The organism is Haloactinopolyspora alba (assembly GCF_003014555.1).
GTDB classification, from domain to species: Bacteria; Actinomycetota; Actinomycetes; order Jiangellales; family Jiangellaceae; genus Haloactinopolyspora; species Haloactinopolyspora alba.
Genome location: NZ_PYGE01000008.1, coordinates 108799 through 129624, shown reverse-complemented (window position 1 = coordinate 129624; position 20826 = coordinate 108799). Strand labels below are relative to the sequence as shown.

Here is a 20826-nt window from a genome sequence, read left to right as displayed (position 1 = left end):
ACTGTACCGTGACGTCACTGCTCCGGCTTGTCGTCCCCGTGGTGGCGCCGGCCGTCCACGCCGATGCCTTTCAGCGTCAGCAGGGCGATCGCGACGGCCGCTGCGGTGATGGCGATGTCGGCGACGTTGCCGACGAAGAATCCCGCGTAGTCGATGAAGTCGACCACGTGCCCCTCGGGGAAGCCCGGCTCGCGGAACAGCCGGTCGACGAGGTTCCCGAACGCTCCGCCGAGCAGCAGGCCGAACGCGACGGCCCAGCCGCGCGACCCGAGCTTCGCCGACACGCGGATGACGACCCCGACGACCACGACCACGACGAGCGTGAGCAGTCCGGTCAGGTCGGTGCCGATCGAGAACGCGGCACCGGAGTTGTAGAGCAGCCGCAACTGGATGAGCTCGCCGATCACCTCGATCGGGTCCCTGCCGGACAGGGCCGACACCGCCCAGTACTTCGTGAGCTGGTCGACGGCCAGCACGACGCCCGCGAGCCCGGCCATCCAGCCGATCAGGCGCCGGTCGGGGCCGGTCGGCCGGGACGGTCCATCGGAGACAGGCTCGGACATCGACACGAGGAGCAGGGTTTCACGTCCCGTGGGCGCACCGTGCACCGGCCGCGCCCCGGCGAGTGTCGCGGATGCGCCACAATGGCGGGCGTGACACGTGTGGCGATTCTCGGCGGCGGTCCCGGCGGCTACGAGGCTGCACTGGTGGCGGCCCAGCTCGGCGCGGAGGTCACGCTGATCGACAGGGACGGCGTGGGCGGTTCGGCCGTCCTGACCGACTGCGTGCCGAGCAAGACGCTGATCGCCACCGCGGAGATCGTCACCGAGATGGACGAGTCCGCCGAGCTGGGCGTCGTGCCCAGCGCCGAGTCCCGTGCCGGCGGAATGGGCGTCGGCGTCGACCTGGCCCAGGTGAACCGGCGGGTCCTGTCGCTGGCGAAAGCGCAGTCCGCGGACACGGCGAGCGCGGTGGAGAAGGCGGGGGTGCGCATCGTCCGCGGCAGTGGCCGGCTCGCGCCCGGCGACCGCGTCGTCGTCGACGAGCCGGACGGCGGCAGCCACGAGTTCGAGGCCGACGTGGCGTTGCTCGCGACCGGTGCGCGGCCGCGGATCCTGCCGGAGGCAGTACCCGACGGCGAGCGGATCCTGTCCTGGGAGCAGGTGTACGGCCTCACCGAGCTGCCCGAACGGCTGATCGTGGTCGGCTCCGGCGTCACCGGCGCGGAGTTCGCCAGCGCATACAACGCCTTGGGCTCCGACGTCGTGCTGGTGTCGTCGCGGGAGCGGGTGCTGCCCGGCGAGGACGCGGACGCGGCCTACGTGCTCCAGGAGGTGTTCGCCCGCCGCGGGCTGACGGTGCTGTCGCGTTCACGCGCGGAGTCGGTGCGCCGGGACGGCGACGGCGTCGTGGTGACGCTCACCGACGGGAGCACGGTCGAGGGCTCGCACTGCCTGATGGCGGTCGGCTCGGTCCCGAACACCGAAGGGCTCGGGCTCGAGGAGAGCGGTGTCCGGCTCGACGAACGCGGTTACGTCGACGTCGACCGGGTGTCGCGCGCGTCGGCCCGCGGTGTCTACGCGGCCGGCGACGTCACCGGGGTGCTCATGCTCGCCTCGGTGGCGGCGATGCAGGGCCGCACGGCGATGTGGCACGCGCTCGGTGATGCGGTCACGCCGCTGAACCTGAAGACGGTCGCCGCGAACGTGTTCACCGCCCCCGAGATCGCGACCGTCGGGTGGAGCCAGGCCGCCGTGGACGCGGGTGAGCTGGACGCGGTCGGTGTCAAGTTGCCGTTGGCCACCAACGCGCGAGCGAAGATGCAGGGTATCCGGGACGGGTTCGTCAAGCTGTTCTGCCGCCGCGGCACCGGCATCGTCGCAGGCGGCGTCGTCGTCGCCCCGCGGGCCAGCGAACTGATCCATCCCATCTCGATGGCGGTCGAGGCGTCGCTGACCGTCGATCAGGTCGCGCGGACGTTCAGCGTCTATCCGTCGCTGTCCGGGTCTATCGCCGAGGCCGCCCGCCGGTTGCACCTGCGCGACTGACACCGGCCCGCACCCGCACGGCCGACACCGGCGGCGCGTCGTAGGAGCGCACCAGCGCTTCGAGGTCACCGTCGTTCACCGCGCGGACGTAGGCGGCCGCGCCGTCCGACAGCGTCGGCCGACCGAGGTCGGCGGACCTGCTCGACGACGGTTCTGTGCCGGGCGACGCCGGCGATTCGACGGACGGCCCGGAGCCGGCGGGGGAGGCGGTGTCGTTGTCCGGAGACGTGGAACAGGCGGCGGTGAGCAGCAACACGATCGGTGTCAGCCGCCCTGCGGATGTGGAGGTCATGACAGCAACGCTGCGTTCGCTCCGCTCGGGCGTCCAATACCTGTGTTGATCGCCGCCGGTTATCTACCACCTGACAGGCTCGTGCGGGTCGCCTCGACCAGGGCACGTAACAGCGGTCGCCGGTCGCTTCGCCGCCAGGCCAGGACCAGTTCGCTCGGGCGGACACCGGTGACGGGCCGGATGGCGATGTCGTCGCTGCGGAACAGGGGAGCGTTGCCGGCGGCCATCAGCGCGACGCCGAGACCGGCGACGAGAGCCTCCCGGGTCTCGTCCGTCGACGCGATCTCGGCCCCGATCACCGGCGGCCGGCCGCCACGGCTGTCGGTGGCGAGCCAGAAGTCGCGGGCGGCGCCGGCCTCGGCGGGCAGGGCCAGGAACGGTTCGTCCAGCAGGCTCTCGAAGGCGATCGTCTCCTGGGCGGCGAGCGGCAACCACACGAACGCCGCGTCCGCGTCCGGCTCCGGGCCCGCCAGCCCGCCGGTCGGTTCCGTCCAGGTGACCTGGCGCACCTGGAGGGTGGCCCGGGGCGCGGCCGCGCCGAACCTGGCCCGCACCGCCGGCAGCAGCCCGCGGCCGAGCCCGGTGCTGATGCCGACGGTCACCGTGGCGCTCGCGTCGACCACAGTCTTGGCCAGGTCGCGCTGGGCGTCGCGCCAGGTGGACAACAGCGCCTGTGCCCCGGGGAGCAGCGCTGCGCCGGCGGGAGTGAGCCGTGGGAGTCCGTCGCCTTCGACACGACCTTCGCCGACGGCGGGGACCACCACTGAGGGCGACTGCGCTATGCGCCCGCGGGCGTTCGGGGCTCAGGTGACGACCGCGGTGTCCGTCGTCCCCGAGCGTTCCCACTGCGGCCCGGTGCCGGGATCGTGGCGCTGGAAGTCCGGCGCCGCCTCGAGCGCGCGCTCCTCGCCGCCGGGCGAGTAGGTCACGACGAGCCGCAGCTGCCGCCAGGTCCGGTTGAAGGTGGAGTGGAACGTCCCGGCCGGGATGTGCACGGCGTCGCCCTCACGGATGGTGAACGGCGCGCCGTCGCCGACCGTCTGCTCCGCCTCGCCGGACACCACGTAGATCAACTCCTCGGCGCCGGGGTGGTGATGGCGCTCGTGCCCCTGACCGGGCAGGATGACGACCTCGCCCTGGGTGGTGGCGGCGCCTTCGACCGACGTCGGCGTGACGAACCACTTGATGGTTCCCCAGCCGAAGCTCACGGTGTCGACGTCGTCCGGGCGGATGTGCATGTGGACCTCCACGGGGTACGGGGACGGGACTCGGTCAGAAGGACAGGTTCTTGAACGCCGCCACTTGGGCGGTGATCGCCAGCTCGGTGGGAAGCCGCTCGACGGACGACGCGCCGAAGAACCCGACGACGCCCTCGGTCCGCTCGAGCACGTACTGGGCGTCGTCGGGCTCGGCGATCGGCCCGCCGTGGCACAGCACGAGGATCTCGGGGTTGACGGTGACGGCGGCGTCGCGCATGGTCTGGACCCGTTCGGCGGCCTGGTCCAGCGTCAGTGCGGTGCTCGCGCCGATGCTGCCCTTCGTGGTCAGCCCCACGTGCGGTACCAGGACGTCCGCGCCCGCGGCGGCCATCTCCTCGGCCTGCTGGGCGTCGAACACGTACGGTGCGGTGAGCAGGCCGCGCTGGGCGGCCAGCCGGACCATCTCGACCTCGAGGTCGTAGCCCATGCCGGTCTCTTCGAGGTTCTGCCGGAACACCCCGTCGTACAGGCCGACCGTGGGGAAGTTCTGCACGCCCGCGAAGCCCATCCGGACGAGCTCGTCCAGGAAGACCGGCATCAGCCGGAACGGGTCGGTCCCGCAGACACCGGCCAGCACCGGTGTGTCCCGCACGACCGGCAGCACCTCGGCGGCCATGTCGACGACGACCTGGTTCGCGTCGCCGTACGGCAGCAGCCCGGCGAGCGAACCACGGCCGGCCATCCGGTAGCGCCCGCTGTTGTAGATGATGATCAGGTCGACGCCGCCGGCTTCGGCGCACTTCGCGGACAGCCCGGTGCCGGCTCCGGCTCCGACGACGGGCTTGCCGGCGGACACTGTGTCGCGCAGCCGGGCGCGGACCTCGTTCCGTGTCATGTGAGCGCTCCTTCGATCATCGTGTGCAACCGGTCGGCGGCCGTGGTGGCGAACGACTCGTCGTTGATGTGCCGGTCCAGCTCGACCAACTCGACCCGCGTCGACTCCAGGCCGGCGCGCAGGGCGGCGAAGCATCGCCGGTCCGCCTCCGGGTCGGCGAACGGTTGCCCGTCGCTGTCGAGTGCGGAGACCCCGCGCAGCGGGACGAACATCGCGGTGGGCCCGTCGGCCGCGGCCAGTTTCGTGGCGACCCGGCGGCCGAGCTCGTCCATCTCGTCCGGCGTGGTGCGCATCAACGTGACCGTCGGGTTGTGCACGTAGAGGTTGCGCTCGGCGAACTGCGGCGGCACGGTGTCCGACGGGCCGAAGTTCACCATGTCCAGCGCACCCGGCGCGACCACCTGCGGCACCTTCCGCCGGCCCGCCGCGGTGAGCCGGTCCGGCCCGGCGGAGAGCACACCCCCGACGAGGTCGTCGGCCAGTTCGGTGGTGGTGAGGTCGAGCACGCCGGCCAGCATCCCGCTCTCGGCCAGGCCCTCCAGCGCCCGGCCGCCGGCGCCGGTGGCGTGGAAGACGAGCACCTCGTAGCCCAGCTCCTCGAGGCGCGCCCTGGCGGCCTCGACCGCGGGGGTCGTGACGCCGAACATCGACGCCGCCACCAGCGGCCGGTCGCCCTCGACCGTGTGCGGCCGGCTCGCGTACGCCTGCGCGGTGCCTGCCGCCGAAGCGGCCGCGTTGTCGAGGATCTGCCGTGAGAGCCGGTTGATCCCGGAGATGTCGACGACGCTGTAGCTCATCGCGACGTCCTTGGCGCCGACGTAGGGCCCGACGTCGCCGGCGGCCATGGTGGAGACGATCAGCTTCGGCACGCCGATCGGCAGGTCGCGGACCGCGCGGGCGGCGATGGACGATCCGCCGCTGCCTCCCAGCGCCAGCACGCCGTCGAGCCGTCCGGTGGCGTGCAGCTGGGCGAGGACGCCGGCGGCTCCCTCGCCCATGGCGGCGACGGCCGAGCCGCGGTCGTCGTCGGCGCGCAGCGTGCTGAGATCCGCGCCACCTGCCCGGGCGACCTGGGTGTTGCTGACGTCGGGTTCCGTCCCGACGGGGGCGTGCACCCCGGCGTCGACGGTCAGCACGTCACACCCGAGGTCGCGGATCCGGTCGCGCAGCCAGGCGTACTCGTGCCCCTTGGTGTCCAGCGTGCCGACGAGCACAACGGTGGGCATGTGTCAGCTCCTTGATCCTCGGTGGGTGTGCACCGCCGGCGGCGTGAACCGGGTGGCGGCGTCGCGGTCGGCGGCGGATCGGAGTCTGCCGTGCTGATCCGGCCGCAGCGGCGGCAGTGCGTCCGGCGGGAACCAGTCGACCGCGAGCGATTCGTCGTCGTTCACCCGCGCGGTGCCGCCGGCGGCGCGGCACCGGAAGGTGATGTCGAGGTACTGGACGACGTCGCCGTTGGGGTAGGTCATCGGCTCGCCAGCGCCGACGCTCGCGACCCGTTCGACGACCACGTGCACGCCGGTCTCCTCGTAGGCCTCGCGTGCCGCAGCCTGCGCGGGCTGTTCGCCGGGCTCGAGGATGCCGGAGATCAGCGACCACGTTCCGGTGTCCGACCGCTGGTGCAACAGGACCCGGCCGTCGTCGTCGAAGATCACGGCGGTCACGCCGGACAGCCACAACAGGTCGTGGCCGACGTGCTTGCGCAACTCGCGGACGAAGTCGGGCGTCGGCATGAGGAGAGTCTGCCTGACACCCGGTCGGTCTCAGAACCCGCCGTCGAAACCTCCGCCGAATCCTCCGCCGTCGAAACCACCGCCGAAGTCGCCGCCGCCGTCGCCCCCGGCCCCCGCATCGGCCATGCCGCCGTCGACATAGACCGGGTCGGCCATGGCCGAGCCGAGCATCGTCCCCATGAGCATGCCGGGCAGGAAGCCGCCGAAGTATCCGCCGGCCCAGCCGCTGTATGCCGGACCCGCGTCCCAGTACGGCCGGCGTTCGTCGTCGCCCACCGGGACCGTCCGGATGTTCGGGTCGCCGCCGTTCTTCACCCGGAGCGCGTCCGCCGCGCACGCCGGCACCGTGCGGACCGTCCCGCCCGGAGGCGCCCACTCGATGTCCTCGGCGGAGGGGCCGTGGCTGGGGTCGAAGAAGCACGGCAGCCGCCGCTCGGGCAGCGGTTCGTGCTTGAGCCGGGCGTCGACGCAGCCGAGCAGCCAGCGTCCCTCCTCGAGCGCGTGCGTCACCGGCTTCAGGTCGGTGGGCTTCTCGGCGCGGTCGGAGAACACCTTCGCCCGCTCGTAGAGGTCGAGCGCGCGGCCGTACTCGTCGCGGGCCTCCACCGGGACGGCGGAGGTGGTCTGCACGTCCAGGTCGAGAGCCGACAGCTGCTCGCCGTAGGCGGTGATGTCCTCTTCCAGCGCGCCGCGGACCTGTTTGAGCTGGGCGCGTTCTTTCGAGCGCTTGTTGCGCCGGTATAGCAGGAACCCACCGCCGCCGGCGGCCAGCAGGATGGTCAGCGGCACCCAGCCGCCGCCGGTGGAATCGGCCGAGTCTCCCGCGCCCTCGTCCGCGAGGGACTCGAGCCGGGGCACGAGGTCGTCGACGAACTCCGAGACGTTGAACGCCTGCTCGGACGCGGTGATCGCGGCTTCCCGTGCGGCGTCGCGGTCGAGGACGGTCGAGCTGGCGGTGGCCTGGCCGTCGGAGCGATAGGCGACGTATGTGCCCTGTTCGTCGACGGCGTTCGCCACGCCCTGGAGCGTGACTTCCTGTCCGAAGTCCTGCGCGACGACGACGAGGAAGATCGGTGTCTCGGCGCCCGAGAGCATGCGGCGCACGTCGGCTCGGGCACCTGTGTCGAACGGTGCGCCGGCGTCGGCGAGTTCGCGTTCGGCTGCCGGGTAGACGTAGAGCCCTGAGTCTCGGAGCTCGGCTGCCGCTTCCTCGTAGGCTCCGCTCATACACCCATCATCCACGGTTCCGGCCGCCGTGCCATGGTGCCGAGCACGCCGGCCGGAACGGGTGCGTGACGGGCGGCGGTCAGGAGCCGTCCGGTGCGATCTCCAGCAGCCGGTCGACCTTCACCCGCACGGTGACGCGCTGCTCGCCCTCCTTACGGAACGGGTAGCTGTCGGCGTCGAGATACTTCTTCGCGAGGCTGTCGATGACCCGGTCGCCGTCATCGGTGCTGAGACTGGCCGGCCCGCTCACGCTGGCCCAGTGCCACGCGTGCTCCGGGTTGAGCACGCTGACGGAGACGGTCGGGTTGTCCTGCAGGAAGCGCTCCTTGACCCGGCCCACCGCCGTGTTGAACAGGACCTCGTCGCCGTCGACGTCGACCCACACGACGGAGCTGTGCGGCACGCCGTCGTCGTCGATCACCGTCGCCCAGCCCGGGATGGCGCGGGAGAACAGGTCGCGTGCGTTGTCGGACAGAGCGGGCATCGGGAATGTCGTCCTCTCGGAGGGGGTCGGGCCTGGTCTACGGGTGGCGGAACACGCTGGCGCCGGTCGTTTCTTCCCGCACGATCGTGCGGGCTGGGCCCCTGGCGCCAACGTGACACCAAGGAAGCTCGGTGTCGCTATGGCGACAGTGTGGAAGCTCGGTGTCGTGACCGGAGCACGTCGCGGGCGGTGCCGCCTCAGTCGGCGATGGTGCAGATGACGGTGCCGTTGCTGATGGTGGCGCCGACGTCTGCGGTCAGCCCGGTGATCGTGCCGGTCTTGTGCGCCGTGATCGGCTGCTCCATCTTCATCGCCTCGAGCACGACGACGGCGTCGCCCTCCTCGACGTGCTGCCCGTCCTGGGCGGCGACCTTGATGATCGTCCCCTGCATCGGCGAGGTGAGCGCGTCGCCGCCGACGGATCCCGTCCCCGAGCTTCCGCGCGCCCGTCGCACCGGCTTGCGCGCCGAGGACTGCGCGGCGCCGGCCGAGCCGAGCCCGCCGGGCAGCACGACCTCGAGCCGCTTGCCGCCGACCTCGACGGTGACGCGCTCGCGCGCGGGCTCACCGGAATCGGGGGCGCCACCTCCGGGCGACGGCGTGACCGTGTTCACCCACTCGGTCTCGATCCAGCGTGTGTGCACCGAGAACGTGGCGGCGGGGTCGTCGGGCACGAAAGCGGTGTCGTCGAGCACGGCGCGGTGGAAGCCGATCACGGTGGCGAGCCCGTCGACCTCGAACTCCGCCAGGGCGCGGCGGGCGCGCTGCACCGCCTGTGTCCGATCGGCCCCGGTGACGATCAGCTTGGCCAGCAACGAGTCGAAGTTCTGCCCGATGACGTCACCCGCGTCGACCCCCGCGTCGACGCGGACACCCGGCCCCGCCGGCGTCCGGAACGTGCGGACCGTGCCCGGCGTGGGCAGGAAGTTGCGGCCGGGGTCCTCGCCGTTGATGCGGAACTCCAGCGAGTGCCCGCGGATCGGCGGGTCCTCGTAACCCAGCGGTTCGCCCTCGGCGACGCGGAACATCTCGCGTACCAGGTCGATGCCCGTGACCTCCTCGGTGACCGGGTGCTCCACCTGCAGGCGCGTGTTCACCTCGAGGAACGAGATGGTGCCGTCGACGCCGACGAGGAACTCGCAGGTGCCCGCCCCGACGTAGCCGGCCTCGCGCATGATCGCCTTCGAGGCGCGGTACAGCTCGGCGTTCTGCTCGTCGGTGAGGAACGGCGCGGGGGCCTCCTCGACCAGCTTCTGGTGCCGGCGTTGCAGCGAGCAGTCCCGGGTCGAGACGACGGCGACCCCACCGTGCCGGTCGGCGAGGCACTGCGTCTCCACGTGCCGCGGGCGGTCGAGGTAGCGCTCGACGAAGCATTCGCCGCGGCCGAACGACGCGACCGCCTCGCGCACCGCGGAGTCGTACAGCTCGGGAACCTCGTCCATGGTCCGCGCCACCTTGAGTCCCCGTCCGCCGCCGCCGTACGCCGCCTTGATCGCGATGGGCAGTCCGTGCTTCTCGGCGAAGGCCACCACCTCGTCGGCGCCGGCGACCGGGTCGGACGTGCCCGCGACCAGAGGAGCTCCCGCCCGCGCGGCGATGTGGCGGGCGCTGACCTTGTCGCCGAGCGCGTTGATGGCCGACGGCGGCGGGCCGATCCAGATCAGCCCGGCGTCGATGACGGCCTGGGCGAACTCGGCGTTCTCGGCGAGGAACCCGTAACCAGGATGAACAGCGTGGACGTCAGCTCGTGTGGCGACGTCGAGCAGCTTGGCGATGTTCAGGTAAGTCTGTGCGCTCGTCTCGCCGTCGAGGGCGTAGGCCTCGTCGGCCAGCCGTGCGTGCGGTGCGTCGCGGTCGCCGTCGGCGTAGACGGCGACGCTGCCCAGCCCGGCGTCGCGGCAGGCCCGGATCACCCGGACCGCGATCTCGCCACGGTTGGCGATGAGGACCTTGCTGATCCGGCGGTCTTCCACGGTCACGTCGCGATTCCTCCTTCGAACTGCAGGGCGAGTCTAAACATCCGCTCGCGTCCGCGGTGGTCGCGGCCGCACCCGGCCGGCGCCGGGCTGTCGCCGGGAGATGCGCGCGGATCACGCCGGATCGGACATGTCCGTCCGCAGCGCGTCCAGGTCGGTGCGGCAGCGGCGCTCGACCTCGTCGAGCTCGGCCAGGGTGGCGTCGATGTCCCTGCGACGCTGCTCCAGTTCGGCACGGCGCACCGCGATCTGGTCGAGCAGGTAGCGCAGCTGTCCGGCCTCGCCGGGCTCGGCGTCGTACATCCCGATGATCTTCTTGATCTCGTCCAGGCCGAACCCCAGCCGCTTGCCGCGTAGCACCAACGCGAGCCGGACCCGGTCGCCCTCGTGGAACACCCGGTGCGCGCCGTTCCGGGCCGGGGTGAGCAGCCCCTGCTCCTCGTAGAAGCGGATGGTGCGCAGCGTGATGCCGTACTCGTCGGCCAGCTGCGTGATCGTCCAGGTCCGCTCGTCACCCACGTCCGTCCTCCCTGGAAATGATCACGTTCACCATGGAATTCCATGCGTCACGACCCTTACAGGCCTGGTGACGCGTACGAACGCCTGGTGATGCACCCGACCACCTCGCGTCTTTAGCCGTACTTACGTTAACGTAAACGTCAGGCTCACCACGAGGGAAGCGAGGACGATGACGTTCGAGCTGTCTGACGAGCACGAGGAGTTCCGCGGCGTGGTCCGCGACTTCGCGCGTGCCGAGATCGCGCCGCACGCCGCCCAGTGGGACCGCGAGCACCTGTTCCCGGTCGACACCGTCCGGGCGATGGGTGAGCTGGGCCTGTTCGGGCTGACCGCACCGGAGGAGTACGGCGGCGCCGCGGCCGGCTTGACGAGTCTGTGCGTGGCCATCGAGGAGATCGGCCGCGTCGACCAGTCCATGGGCATCACGCTCGAGGCCGCCGTCGGGCTCGGCATCGCCCCGATCGCGAACTACGGCACGCAGGAGCAGAAGCAACGGTGGCTGCCTGACCTGGTCGCCGGCCGCGCCCTGGCCGCGTTCGGGCTGACCGAGCCCGGGTCCGGTTCCGACGCCGCCGCGACGGCGACACGTGCCGTCCGCGACGGCGACAGCTGGGTCATCGACGGCGCGAAGCAGTTCATCACCAACTCGGGGACCGAGCTGACCAGCTGCGTCACCGTCACCGCCCGCACCGGCCTGAACGCGGACGGGTCCGCCGAGATCTCGTCGATCATCGTCCCGGCCGGCACCGACGGGTTCATCGTCGAGCCCGCGTACGACAAGCTCGGCTGGCACGCCTCGGACACGCACCCGCTCACGTTCGACGGCGCGCGGGTGCCGGCCGACCATCTGCTGGGACGCCAGGGGGCCGGGTTCGCGCAGTTCCTCGCGGCGCTCGACGACGGCAGGGTGGCCATCGCCGCGCTGGCCGTCGGGTGCATCCAGGCCATGGTCGACGCCTCGGTCGCCTACGCCGGTGACCGTTCGGCCTTCGGGACGCCCATCGGCACGAAACAGGGCGTCGCCTTCCAGATCGCCGACCTGCAGGTGATGGCCGACGCGGCACGGTTGCTGACGTACCGGGCGGCGGCGCTTCGAGACGCGGGCGCTCCGCAGGACCAGGTCAAGCAGGCCGCCGCGGCGGCGAAGCTGTACGCCACCGAGTCGGCCGTGGCCGCCACCCGAACCGCGACTCAGGTCCACGGCGGGTACGGGTTCATGGAGGAGTATCCGGTCGCTCGTTTCTACCGCGATGCGAAGATCCTCGAGATCGGTGAGGGGACCAGCGAGATCCAGCGGCTGATCCTCGCGCGGGGGCTGGGCTTGCCCGTCGAGTGACGGCCCGGGCATGATCAAGAGTCCGGCCGAGAGGGGGCAGAGCGTGGAGCGCGACCACTACGCCGACGTGGAGGCTGCCCGGAAGGCGACCCGGTCGCCGTCGGGCGACGCCGCGGCCAAACTGGACCGGCAGCACAAGCTCTACGTCCGCGACCGCCTCGACCTGCTGTTCGACGAGGGCACCTTCGTCGAGGACGGCCAGCTGGCCAACGCGCTGGCCGGCGGGCTCCCGGCCGACGGTGTCGTCACCGGCCGCGGGCTGGTCGAAGGCCGTCCCGCGCTGGTCGTGGCGAACGACCCGACCGTCAAGGCCGGGTCGTGGGGCGCGCGGACGGTCGAGAAGATCATCCGCGTCACCGAGACCGCGCTGCGCGACGAGATACCGGTGTTCTGGTTCATCGACTCCGCGGGCGCCCGCATCACCGACCAGGTGGACCTGTTCCCGGGCCGGCGTGGCGCGGGCCGGATCTTCCACAACCAGGTGGCGTTGTCCGGCAAGGTGCCGCAGATCTGCTGTCTGTTCGGCCCCAGTGCCGCCGGAGGCGCGTACATCCCGTCGTTCTGCGACCTGGTGGTGATGGTCGAGGGCAACGCGTCGATGTACCTGGGGTCGCCGCGGATGGCCGAGATGGTCATCGGCGAGCAGGTCACGCTGGAAGAGATGGGCGGCGCGCGGATGCACGCCACCGTGTCCGGGTGCGGCGACAACCTCGCGGCCGACGACGCCGAAGCCGTCGAGCAGGCGAAGACCTTCTTCTCGTACCTGCCCGGGTCCTGGCGCGCGGCGCCGCCGTCGTACGCCGGTGGCGAGCCCGCGGCGCGGTTCACTCGCGAGCTGGTTCCGGCCGAGGACGCGGTCGGCTACGACATCCACGACGTCATCGACGCGCTGCTGGACGACGGCTCGTTCTTCGAGATCAAGCCGCAGTTCGCCGCCGAGCTGGTCATCGGCTTCGGGCTGCTGGAGGGCCAGGTCGTCGGGGTCGTGGCGAACCAGCCCGCGGTGAAGGGCGGCGTCCTGTTCGTCGACTCGGCCGACAAGGCCGCCCGGTTCATCTGGATGTGCGACGCGTACAACGTGCCGCTCGTCTACCTGGCCGACGTGCCGGGGTTCATGATCGGCTCGCAGGTCGAGCAGCAGGGGATCATCCGGCACGGCGCCAAGATGATCACCGCGGTGTCGGAGGCGACCGTCCCGACGGTGTCGGTGATCGTCCGCAAGGCCTTCGGCGCCGGGCTGTACGCGATGTGCGGGCCGGGGTTCGGACCCGACGCGTGCCTCGCCCTGCCGACGGCGAAGATCGCGGTGATGGGGCCCGAGGCGGCCGTGAACGCCGTCTACTTCAACAAGATCGCCGCCATCGAGGACGAGACCGAACGGGCCGCCTACGTGGCCGGCCTGCGCGACGAGTACGAGGCGGACATCGACATCGTGCGGCTCGCCTCCGACCTGGTCATCGATGCGATCGTGGACCCGGAGGCGCTGCGCGGGGAACTTGTCGCGAGGCTCGCCGCCGCGTCGGGCAAACAGCGGGACTTCTCGGATCGGCGTCACGGCGTCCCACCGGTGTGACGCGTGGGCGTAGCCTCGAAGTGTCGGGGATGACCGCATTCGAGTCGAGGGGGTCGTCGACGTGACGCTGAGCAGGGCCACGCTCCGGAACCTGACCGGGATGAACGACGAGATGGGCGTGCTGTCCATCTATGCGAATGCCGACCCGCGTGCGGAACACACCCAGGATCCCGCTTGGCAGAAGCGGCTCAGGTCCGAGTTGGGTCAGCTGAAGGACGGGCTGAAGACGACCGGCTCGAGGGAGCAGTGGCAGGCGTTCGCGCACCGGGTGAACTCCCTGCGCGACGATCTCGACTGGCTGCTCGACCGGTCCGAGCCGGGACAGGGACGCGCGCTGTTCACCGGCATCGCCGACGGCGCCACCGAACGGGTGTCGTTGCAGACGCCGCTGGTGAACCGGGTCGTGTTCGACCCGCGGGCGCACGTGTGGCCGCTGGTCAGCGCGTGGAGCAGCTGTGGTCCGGCCGGCGTGGTCGCGGTGAGCGCGGACATGACGCGGTTGGTGGACGTCCGGTTCGGGACGACGTACGAGCCGGCGAACGTGCGCTACGACCCGGGTGCCGAGACGCGGGAGCTGAAGGGCCCGCGGGCGGCCCACCCGGGAGCCGCCCAGCACAGCGCGCCGCAGCACGACCTGTACGAGCGGCGCGAGAGCGACCGGCTGCTGCGGCGTGTCCGGCAGGTCGGTGCGGACGTGGCGTCGTTCGCGACGGAGTACGGCTGGGAGTACGTGGTCGTGACCGGCGAGGCGAACCTGACGCACGCGGTGGTCGAGGGGCTGCCCGCCGGGTTCACGCCCACGGTGGTCGAGCTCGAGCACCCGGTCCGGGCCGTGCCCGCGCCGAAGCTGGCCGAAATGGTGCAGCCGGCGTTGGCCCAGGCGCGCCGCCGTCGGGGTGCCGAGCTGGCGCGGCGGGCCTGTGACGACGCGAACTCCGGCAACGCGGCCGCGTGTGGGTTGCCCAAGACGCTGCTCGCCCTGAGCGAGGCGCGGGTGGCGCACCTGTTGCTCGCCTCCGACGGCGAGTGGCGCGGCCGGCGGATGCCCGACGGCAGCTACGTCCCCGCCACGACGGAGACCGTGCCCGGCGACGTCGAGCCGTTCCTGGGTGAGCGGATGATCGAGGCCGCCCACGGCGAGCGCGCCGCGGTCACGGTGGTCGACGGCGAAGCCGCCGTGCCGCTCGAGGACGGTGTCGGCGCGATCCTGCGCTGGTGACGGCCGAACCGCTCCGTACCCGAACGGTCACGCCCCGCAGCGTCCGGAGTCCACGCCGCGTTCGGCCCGGCGGGCCCGGCGACGCAGCGGCTCATGGTCCGGATCGGCACGCCAGAGGTCGGTGATCGACACGCCCATGTCGGCCAGTAGCGTGCGTAGCAGCGGCAGTGAGAGGCCGACGACGGCGTGGTGGTCTCCCTCGATGCCGGTGACGAACGCGCCGCCGAGTCCGTCGACGGTGAACGCACCGGCGACGCGCAGCGGCTCGCCGGTGGCGACGTAGGTGTCGATCTCGGCGTCGGTGATGTCGGCGAAGTGCACGGTCGTGGTGGCGGTGGCGCCGAACGACTCGCCGCTGCCGCCGTCACCGGACTCGCGCAGATCGATCACCCAGTGCCCGGTGTGCAGCACACCGGACCGTCCGCGCATGAGCCGCCAGCGCGCGGCGGCGTCGTCCGGCCCGGACGGCTTGCCGTACACCTGGCCGTCGAGCTCGAGCAGCGAGTCGCAGCCGAGCACCACCATGTCGGTGAACGTGCGGTCGGCGACCTGTTCGGCCTTCGCCCGGGCCAGCAGCAGCGGGATCTCGCCGGGACGCAGTGGTCCGCGGCGCGCGACCGCCTCGTCGAGCACGGCGTCCTCGTCCACGCCGGAGACCTGGACCACCGGTTCGATGCCGGCGGCGCGGAGGGTGGCGAGTCGCGCGGGCGACTGAGAAGCCAGGAGCAGGCGCATCACGACGCCTCACGTTACCGAATATTGATCATTCGTGGTCGGTTCTTCGGTGAGACGGATCCGAGTGATCGGCGCCGTACCGCTCGGAGCCGGCGATCGGCGGCGGTGACGATCACCCGGATCTCGTCCGTCCACGTCCTGTGCCTACGCCGGTCAGGCCGGGGCCAGGGCCGGCTCCTCGTCCTCGCGTGCGTCGTCGTCGGTGAACGCGTCGTCGCTGTGCCTGGAGTTGTAGACGTCCACGTCCAGCAGTCCTTCGCGCTTGGCGACGAGCGTCGGCACCAGTGCCTGACCGGCGACGTTGACCGCGGTGCGGCCCATGTCCAGGATCGGGTCGACGGCCAGCAGGAGACCGACGCCGGCCAGTGGCAGGCCCAGCGTCGACAGGGTCAGCGTCAACATCACCGTCGCGCCCGTCGTCCCCGCGGTGGCGGCCGAGCCGACCACGGACACCAGCACGATCAGCAGGTAGTCAGTGATCGAGAGATCTATGCCGAAGAACTGGGCGACGAAGATCGCCGACACGGCCGGGTAGATCGCGGCGCAACCGTCCATCTTCGTCGTCGCGCCGAACGGGACGGCGAACGAGGCGTACTCCCGGGCGACGCCGAGGTTGCGTTCGGTGACCTGCTCGGTCACCGGCAGCGTCCCCACCGACGAGCGCGACACGAACGCGAGCTGGATGGCCGGCCACGCCCCCGCGTAGTACTTCAACGGGTTCAGCCCGTGCGCGCGCAGCAGGATCGGGTAGACCGCGAACAGCACAAGCACCAGGCCGGCGTAGATCGCCAGCGTGAACCGGCCGAGCGAGCCGATGGCGTCCCAGCCGTAGTCGGCGACGGCGTAGCCGAGCAGGCCGGCGGTGCCGATCGGCGCGAGCCGGATGATCCACCACAGCACCTTCTGGATGATCGCCAGCGCCGAGCGGTTGAACGCCAGGAACGGCTCGGCCTTCTCGCCGAGCTTGAGCGCCGCGATGCCGATGGCCGCGGCGACGACGATGACCTGCAGAACGTTGAAGCTCAGCCCGGTAGTGGCTTCGGTGCCGCCGCCGGTGGTCTCGACCGACGTGTCGGCGGCCAGCCCGAGGAAGTTCGTCGGGACCAGGCCGGTGAGGAACGCCCACCAGTCACCCGTGCTGCCGGGCTCGGCGGCGCTGTTCTCGGCGACGGACGTGTGCTCGCCCGGTTGCATCACCAGGCCGAGAGTGAGGCCGATCCCCACCGCGATCAGCGCGGTGATGGCGAACCACAGGATCGTCTGCCCGGCCAGGCGGGCGGCGTTCGTGACGTTGCGCAGGTTCGCGATGCTGGCGACGATCGCGGTGAACACCAGCGGGATGACGGCGGTGCGCAGCAGGTCGACGAACAGTCCGCCGACCGTGTCCAGCGTGCTGGTCAGCCAGTTCGGTGTGCCGTCGGCGACGGGGCCCATGGAGCGGGCGACGAGGCCGAGAGCGACGCCGAGCACGAGGCCGATGATGACCTGGACGGAGAACGAGGGAAGGCGCTTTCGCCTGGGTGCGGGCGCGGTCGCTGTCGCGTCAGCGGTAGTGGACACGAGAGGGGAAGCCTTTCGGTGCGGTCCTGGATGAAGCCGGGCGGAAGTCGTCTGCGCCCCGGCGTCGTGCCGGGCGCGGGGCTACCGCGCCGGACAGGCCGCGCTCGCCTGCCGTCGCAGATCGACGTGCAGGCGGTTCGTCAGTCCCCAGATGTTCACCATGCCGACGTGGCCAACCAGGACGGTTCGGGATCTATTCCGCGTCGTATTCCGTGGTCTGTGTCACACCCGTACTTCGGCGTCACACCCGTGCGTCGGCGTCACAACCGGGCGAGCGCCGTCCGCAACGGGTCGAGGCCCAGCGAGCCGAGATCCAGCGCGGCCCGGTGGAACTCTTTGAGATCGAACGAGTCGCCCTGACGGCGACGTGCGTCCTCCCGGGCGGCGAGCCAGATCCGTTCGCCGACCTTGTACGACGGCGCCTGACCGGGCCAGCCGAGATAGCGATCGAGTTCGAACCGCAGTGACTCGTCCGGCATGCGGCAGTGCGTCCGCAGGAACGTGAACGCCGAATCCGGGGTCCACCGGCCCGGCGCGAGCCCGTCCGCGCGCACCAGCGAGTCGGGCACGTCCTTGCCGAGGTGGACCCCGATGTCGACGACGACCCGCGCCGCGCGGAACCGCTGCCCGTCCAGCATGCCGAGCCGGTCGCCGGGATCGTCGAGGAAACCGAGATCCGCCATCAGCCGTTCGGCGTACAGCGCCCAGCCCTCGCCGTGCCCCGAGACCCACGACAGCAGCCGCTGCCAGCGGTTCAGTTGATCGCGACGGTGCAGCGCCTGGCCGACCTGGAGGTGATGCCCCGGGACGCCCTCGTGGAACACCGTCGTGGTCTCGCGCCAGGTGGTGAAGTCGTCGACGCCCTCGGGTACCGACCACCACATCCGGCCGGGACGTGAGAAGTCGTCGCTGGGCGGCGTGTAGTAGACGCCGCCTTCTCGGGTGGGGGCGATGTGGCACTCGAGCCGGCGGAGCGGCTCGGGGATGTCGAAGTGCACGCCGCCGAGCGCCTCGAGCGTCCGGTCCGAGAGCTCCTGCATCCACGCCTGCAGGGCGGTGGTGCCGGCGATGGCGCGGCCGGGTTCGGCGTCCAGCGCCGCGACGGCGTCGTCGACCGAACCACCGGGGACGATGCGCTGCGCCACGTCGGCCATCTCGGCCTCGATCCGGGCGAGCTCGTCCACGCCCCACTCGTAGGTCTCGTCGAGGTCGACCTCGGCGCCCAGGAAAGACCGGGAGGCGACGGAGTAGACGTCCCGGCCGACGGCGTCGTGCTCGCCGGACCGCGGCGCGATCTCGTCGGTGAGGAACCGGCCGAAGTCGGCGAACGCGGTGGCCGCGCCGGCGGCGCCCGCGTCGAGTTCGCCGCGCATCGTCTCCGGTCCGGACGCGGCGAACTCCGCGAAGAACCCGTCGGCCAGCCGCCGGCACTGCTCCGAGACCGCGACGACCTGCCGGACCGCGGGTGCGTGGCCGCTGTCGGTGTCGGCGCGGATGGTCCGGCGGTACTGCTCCAGGGCGGTCGGCACGGTGCGCAGCCGCGTGGCGATGTTCGCCCACTGGTCGGCGGTGTCGGTGGGCATGAGGTCGAACACCTCACGTACCCAGTGCATCGGGCTCTCGATGACGTTGAGCGCGCGATTGAGTCCCGCGTCGTGCATCTCGAGGTCGAGGCCGAGACGCTCGCGCATCGCGTCGGCGGCGACCTGTTCGCGGTGGTCCCGGGCCGTCGCGCCGTCGAGCGCGCGCAGGGTGCGCTCGGCCAGGGCCCGGCGCTCGGCGAACCCGTCCGGCGACAGGTCGGTGGCCTCGGCGTCGTGGCCGTCGACGCCGATGTAAGTGGCGATGTACGGGTCGAGGGCGGCGTAGTCGTCGACGTAGGCGTCGGCGATCTCGTCGACGGTGGGCGCGGTCGCTGCGGCGGCAGTGGTGTTCTGCGGAGTGGTCACCGGCCGACCCTAGGCCGCCGGAATCACGGCGAGCATCCGGATTTTCGCCTCGTGCGCGCCGGGCTAGCGCGGCAGCGCGCTGCGGCGCCAGGCGTCGACTCCGGGGGTGACCGGCGGTCGGTGCGAGTTCCAGTACGCCGACCACGTCGAAGGGTGGCTGGCGGTCGCCGGCCGGGCGGCTCGTGCCCTGGCGGACACCACGGTGACCAGGGCGGCCAGCTCGTCGTCCGTCGGCGCGCCGTTGACAACGCGCAGCACCGGTTCGTCGTCGCTCACGACAGCCAGGGTAACGGTCCGGGCGTCAGAGCGGGATGTTGCCGTGCTTCTTCGGGGGCAGGGTCTCGCGCTTGGTCTGCAGGGCGCGCAGGGCCTGGGCGATCGACAGGCGGGTCCGCGACGGCGTGATGACCGCGTCGACGTAGCCGCGCTCAGCCGCGACGTACGGGTTGGCAAGCGTGTCCTCGTACTCGGTGACGAGCTCGGCACGGCGTTCCTCCGGCTCGGGCGCCGCGGCGATGTCCCGGCGGTACAGGATGTTCACCGCGCCCTGGGCGCCCATGACGGCGATCTGCGCGGTGGGCCAGGCCAGGTTGACGTCAGCGCCCAGGTGCTTCGAGCCCATGACGTCGTAGGCACCGCCGTAGGCCTTGCGGGTGATGATCGTCACCAGCGGCACGGTCGCCTCGGCGTAGGCGTAGATCAGCTTGGCGCCGCGGCGGATGATGCCGCTGAACTCCTGGTCGGTCCCAGGGAGGAAACCGGGCACGTCGACGAACGTCAGGATCGGGACGTTGAACGCATCGCAGGTGCGCACGAACCGGGCGGCCTTCTCGGACGCGTCGATGTCCAGCGTCCCGGCCAGATGCATCGGCTGGTTCGCCACGACGCCGACGGCGCGTCCGTCCACCCGGCCGAACCCGACGACCATGTTGGTGGCGAACAGCGGCTGGATCTCCAGGAAGTCCGCTGCGCCCTCGTCGGTGGTGTCGACGACGGCCTCGATCACCCGGTGCATGTCGTACGGCTGGTTGGCGCTGTCGGGGATCAGCGTGTCGAGAGCGAGGTCGTCGTCGGTGACGTCGACGCCCGCAGCGGCGTCGTCGAACGACGGTGCCGGCTCGAGGTTGTTCTGCGGCAGGTACGACAGCAGCGCCTTGACGTAGTCGATCGCGTCGTCCTCGTCGCCGGCCATGTAGTGCGCGTTGCCGCTGCGGGTGTTGTGCGTGTGCGCGCCGCCGAGTTCCTCCATCGTGACGTCCTCGCCGGTGACCGTCTTGATGACGTCCGGGCCGGTGATGAACATCTGCGAGGTCTGGTCGACCATCACGGTGAAGTCGGTCAGCGCGGGGGAGTAGACGTGCCCGCCGGCGGCGGCGCCCATGATCAGCGAGATCTGCGGGATGACGCCCGAGGCGTGCGTGTTGCGGCGGAAGATCTCGCCGTACAGGCCCAGCGAGACGACGCCTTCCTGGATGCGCGCGCCGCCGCCCTCGTTGATGCCGATCAGCGGGCAACCGGTCTTCAGCGCGAAATCGATGATCTTGACGATCTTCTCGCCGTACACCTGGCCCAGGCTGCCGCCGAAGACGGTGACGTCCTGGCTGAACACCGCGATCTGGCGGCCGTCGACGGTGCCGAACCCGGTGACGACGCCGTCGCCGTACGGGCGGTTCGCCTCCATGCCGAACGCCGTCGACCGGTGCCGCGCGAGTTCGTCGAACTCGACGAACGACCCCTCGTCCACCAGCAGTTCGATCCGCTCTCGCGCGGTCTTCTTGCCACGGGCGTGCTGCTTCTCGACCGCCCGCTCGGACCCGGCGTGCACTGCGTCGTCGATCCGGTTGCGCAGGTCGGCGAGCTTCCCCGCGGTCGTGTGGATGTCCGGCTCGTCCTGGTTGGCGGTCATGTATCCCTCCGGTCGGATGGTCGCCTAGCAGGTTAAGCCACCGGTCTCGGGTGGCGTCATCGCTGGTCCTCGGCTGTGCGTGACGGTCCGGCGTCCGCCGGCGCCGCATTTGATCACGTGCGTCCGCGGCCATCACCAGGCGAGTGTGTGCGTCACGAGGCCTACAAGGGTGGTG

The 20826-nt window shown here is 71.3% G+C and carries 21 protein-coding genes; 4 read left to right on the top strand and 17 right to left on the bottom strand.

The window, feature by feature from the left end:
* Nucleotides 1–14: 14 nt before the first annotated feature.
* Nucleotides 15–563, bottom strand: a complete 549-nt coding sequence (gene lspA, locus CLV30_RS12800; RefSeq protein ID WP_106537692.1) for a signal peptidase II — start codon at nucleotides 561–563, stop codon at nucleotides 15–17.
* Nucleotides 564–644: 81 nt separating this feature from the next.
* Here lspA and CLV30_RS12795 point away from each other — a divergent pair, with 81 nt between their 5' ends.
* The gene (locus CLV30_RS12795) at nucleotides 645–2048 is read left to right on the top strand and encodes an NAD(P)H-quinone dehydrogenase (protein ID WP_420841979.1); all 1404 of its coding nucleotides are present in this window, start codon (nucleotides 645–647) and stop codon (nucleotides 2046–2048) included.
* Here CLV30_RS12795 and CLV30_RS12790 read toward each other — a convergent pair.
* The 10 genes from CLV30_RS12790 to CLV30_RS12745 all read right to left on the bottom strand — a co-directional run bounded on the left by CLV30_RS12790 (nucleotide 2008) and on the right by CLV30_RS12745 (nucleotide 10373).
* Nucleotides 2008–2340: a hypothetical protein gene (locus CLV30_RS12790; protein ID WP_106537605.1), complete on the bottom strand. Its 333-nt coding sequence runs from the start codon at nucleotides 2338–2340 to the stop codon at nucleotides 2008–2010. The two genes, CLV30_RS12795 and CLV30_RS12790, sit on opposite strands and share 41 nt — an antisense overlap.
* 59 nt (nucleotides 2341–2399) lie before the next feature.
* Nucleotides 2400–3104: a LysR substrate-binding domain-containing protein gene (locus tag CLV30_RS12785; protein WP_165358542.1), complete on the bottom strand. Its 705-nt coding sequence runs from the start codon at nucleotides 3102–3104 to the stop codon at nucleotides 2400–2402.
* Nucleotides 3105–3143: 39 nt separating this feature from the next.
* Nucleotides 3144–3578 (bottom strand): cupin domain-containing protein, encoded by a 435-nt coding sequence (locus tag CLV30_RS12780; protein ID WP_205740683.1) that lies wholly within the window; start codon nucleotides 3576–3578, stop codon nucleotides 3144–3146.
* 34 nt (nucleotides 3579–3612) lie between these two features.
* Nucleotides 3613–4434: a phosphoenolpyruvate hydrolase family protein gene (locus CLV30_RS12775; RefSeq protein WP_106537602.1), complete on the bottom strand. Its 822-nt coding sequence runs from the start codon at nucleotides 4432–4434 to the stop codon at nucleotides 3613–3615.
* A complete protein-coding gene (locus CLV30_RS12770; RefSeq protein ID WP_106537601.1) occupies nucleotides 4431–5660 on the bottom strand; it encodes a Tm-1-like ATP-binding domain-containing protein in 1230 nt (409 codons plus the stop codon). The genes CLV30_RS12775 and CLV30_RS12770 overlap by 4 nt, the downstream gene beginning before the upstream one ends.
* Nucleotides 5661–5663: 3 nt before the next feature.
* Complete coding sequence (locus tag CLV30_RS12765) at nucleotides 5664–6167, bottom strand: NUDIX hydrolase (protein ID WP_106537600.1); 504 nt, start codon at nucleotides 6165–6167, stop codon at nucleotides 5664–5666.
* A 30-nt stretch (nucleotides 6168–6197) separates the two neighbouring features.
* Entirely contained in the window at nucleotides 6198–7394 is a 1197-nt protein-coding gene (locus tag CLV30_RS12760) for a hypothetical protein (protein ID WP_106537599.1), read from the bottom strand.
* 79 nt (nucleotides 7395–7473) lie between these two features.
* Nucleotides 7474–7878: a PPOX class F420-dependent oxidoreductase gene (locus CLV30_RS12755; RefSeq protein ID WP_106537598.1), complete on the bottom strand. Its 405-nt coding sequence runs from the start codon at nucleotides 7876–7878 to the stop codon at nucleotides 7474–7476.
* A 197-nt stretch (nucleotides 7879–8075) separates the two neighbouring features.
* A complete protein-coding gene (locus CLV30_RS12750; protein WP_106537690.1) occupies nucleotides 8076–9836 on the bottom strand; it encodes an acetyl/propionyl/methylcrotonyl-CoA carboxylase subunit alpha in 1761 nt (586 codons plus the stop codon).
* 132 nt (nucleotides 9837–9968) lie between these two features.
* Nucleotides 9969–10373: a MerR family transcriptional regulator gene (locus tag CLV30_RS12745; RefSeq protein WP_106537597.1), complete on the bottom strand. Its 405-nt coding sequence runs from the start codon at nucleotides 10371–10373 to the stop codon at nucleotides 9969–9971.
* 169 nt (nucleotides 10374–10542) lie between these two features.
* Between CLV30_RS12745 and CLV30_RS12740 the strand changes: the two genes are divergently transcribed.
* The 3 genes from CLV30_RS12740 to CLV30_RS12730 all read left to right on the top strand — a co-directional run bounded on the left by CLV30_RS12740 (nucleotide 10543) and on the right by CLV30_RS12730 (nucleotide 14501).
* Entirely contained in the window at nucleotides 10543–11709 is a 1167-nt protein-coding gene (locus CLV30_RS12740; RefSeq protein ID WP_106537596.1) for an acyl-CoA dehydrogenase family protein, read from the top strand.
* 10 nt (nucleotides 11710–11719) lie between these two features.
* A complete protein-coding gene (locus CLV30_RS12735) occupies nucleotides 11720–13282 on the top strand; it encodes an acyl-CoA carboxylase subunit beta (RefSeq protein ID WP_205740682.1) in 1563 nt (520 codons plus the stop codon).
* A gap of 61 nt (nucleotides 13283–13343) precedes the next feature.
* Nucleotides 13344–14501, top strand: a complete 1158-nt coding sequence (locus CLV30_RS12730) for a baeRF10 domain-containing protein (protein ID WP_106537595.1) — start codon at nucleotides 13344–13346, stop codon at nucleotides 14499–14501.
* A 27-nt stretch (nucleotides 14502–14528) separates the two neighbouring features.
* Here CLV30_RS12730 and CLV30_RS12725 read toward each other — a convergent pair whose 3' ends face one another.
* From CLV30_RS12725 to CLV30_RS12705, 6 genes are all read right to left on the bottom strand, one after another.
* On the bottom strand, nucleotides 14529–15236 hold the full coding sequence (locus tag CLV30_RS12725; RefSeq protein ID WP_106537594.1) for a Maf family protein: 708 nt from the start codon (nucleotides 15234–15236) through the stop codon (nucleotides 14529–14531).
* Nucleotides 15237–15389: 153 nt separating this feature from the next.
* A complete protein-coding gene (locus tag CLV30_RS12720; RefSeq protein ID WP_106537593.1) occupies nucleotides 15390–16796 on the bottom strand; it encodes a dicarboxylate/amino acid:cation symporter in 1407 nt (468 codons plus the stop codon).
* An 81-nt stretch (nucleotides 16797–16877) separates the two neighbouring features.
* A complete protein-coding gene (locus CLV30_RS27860; RefSeq protein ID WP_420841980.1) occupies nucleotides 16878–16958 on the bottom strand; it encodes a putative leader peptide in 81 nt (26 codons plus the stop codon).
* A 98-nt stretch (nucleotides 16959–17056) separates the two neighbouring features.
* Nucleotides 17057–18745, bottom strand: a complete 1689-nt coding sequence (locus tag CLV30_RS12715) for a DUF885 domain-containing protein (RefSeq protein ID WP_106537592.1) — start codon at nucleotides 18743–18745, stop codon at nucleotides 17057–17059.
* Nucleotides 18746–18808: 63 nt separating this feature from the next.
* On the bottom strand, nucleotides 18809–19021 hold the full coding sequence (locus tag CLV30_RS12710; RefSeq protein WP_106537591.1) for an acyl-CoA carboxylase subunit epsilon: 213 nt from the start codon (nucleotides 19019–19021) through the stop codon (nucleotides 18809–18811).
* Nucleotides 19022–19046: 25 nt separating this feature from the next.
* Nucleotides 19047–20651 (bottom strand): acyl-CoA carboxylase subunit beta, encoded by a 1605-nt coding sequence (locus CLV30_RS12705; protein WP_106537590.1) that lies wholly within the window; start codon nucleotides 20649–20651, stop codon nucleotides 19047–19049.
* Nucleotides 20652–20826 lie beyond the last annotated feature (175 nt).

Bases quoted from the DNA above. Each gene is read 5' to 3' on its own strand.
- lspA (WP_106537692.1), bottom strand. From the start codon at position 563: ATGTCCGAGCCTGTCTCCGATGGACCGTCCCGGCCGACCGGCCCCGAC.
- CLV30_RS12795 (WP_420841979.1), top strand. From the start codon at position 645: ATGGCGGGCGTGACACGTGTGGCGATTCTCGGCGGCGGTCCCGGCGGC.
- CLV30_RS12790 (WP_106537605.1), bottom strand. From the start codon at position 2,340: ATGACCTCCACATCCGCAGGGCGGCTGACACCGATCGTGTTGCTGCTC.
- CLV30_RS12780 (WP_205740683.1), bottom strand. From the start codon at position 3,578: ATGCACATCCGCCCGGACGACGTCGACACCGTGAGCTTCGGCTGGGGA.
- CLV30_RS12775 (WP_106537602.1), bottom strand. From the start codon at position 4,434: ATGACACGGAACGAGGTCCGCGCCCGGCTGCGCGACACAGTGTCCGCC.
- CLV30_RS12770 (WP_106537601.1), bottom strand. From the start codon at position 5,660: ATGCCCACCGTTGTGCTCGTCGGCACGCTGGACACCAAGGGGCACGAG.
- CLV30_RS12765 (WP_106537600.1), bottom strand. From the start codon at position 6,167: ATGCCGACGCCCGACTTCGTCCGCGAGTTGCGCAAGCACGTCGGCCAC.
- CLV30_RS12760 (WP_106537599.1), bottom strand. From the start codon at position 7,394: ATGAGCGGAGCCTACGAGGAAGCGGCAGCCGAGCTCCGAGACTCAGGG.
- CLV30_RS12755 (WP_106537598.1), bottom strand. From the start codon at position 7,878: ATGCCCGCTCTGTCCGACAACGCACGCGACCTGTTCTCCCGCGCCATC.
- CLV30_RS12740 (WP_106537596.1), top strand. From the start codon at position 10,543: ATGACGTTCGAGCTGTCTGACGAGCACGAGGAGTTCCGCGGCGTGGTC.
- CLV30_RS12735 (WP_205740682.1), top strand. From the start codon at position 11,720: ATGATCAAGAGTCCGGCCGAGAGGGGGCAGAGCGTGGAGCGCGACCAC.
- CLV30_RS12725 (WP_106537594.1), bottom strand. From the start codon at position 15,236: ATGCGCCTGCTCCTGGCTTCTCAGTCGCCCGCGCGACTCGCCACCCTC.
- CLV30_RS27860 (WP_420841980.1), bottom strand. From the start codon at position 16,958: ATGGTGAACATCTGGGGACTGACGAACCGCCTGCACGTCGATCTGCGA.
- CLV30_RS12705 (WP_106537590.1), bottom strand. From the start codon at position 20,651: ATGACCGCCAACCAGGACGAGCCGGACATCCACACGACCGCGGGGAAG.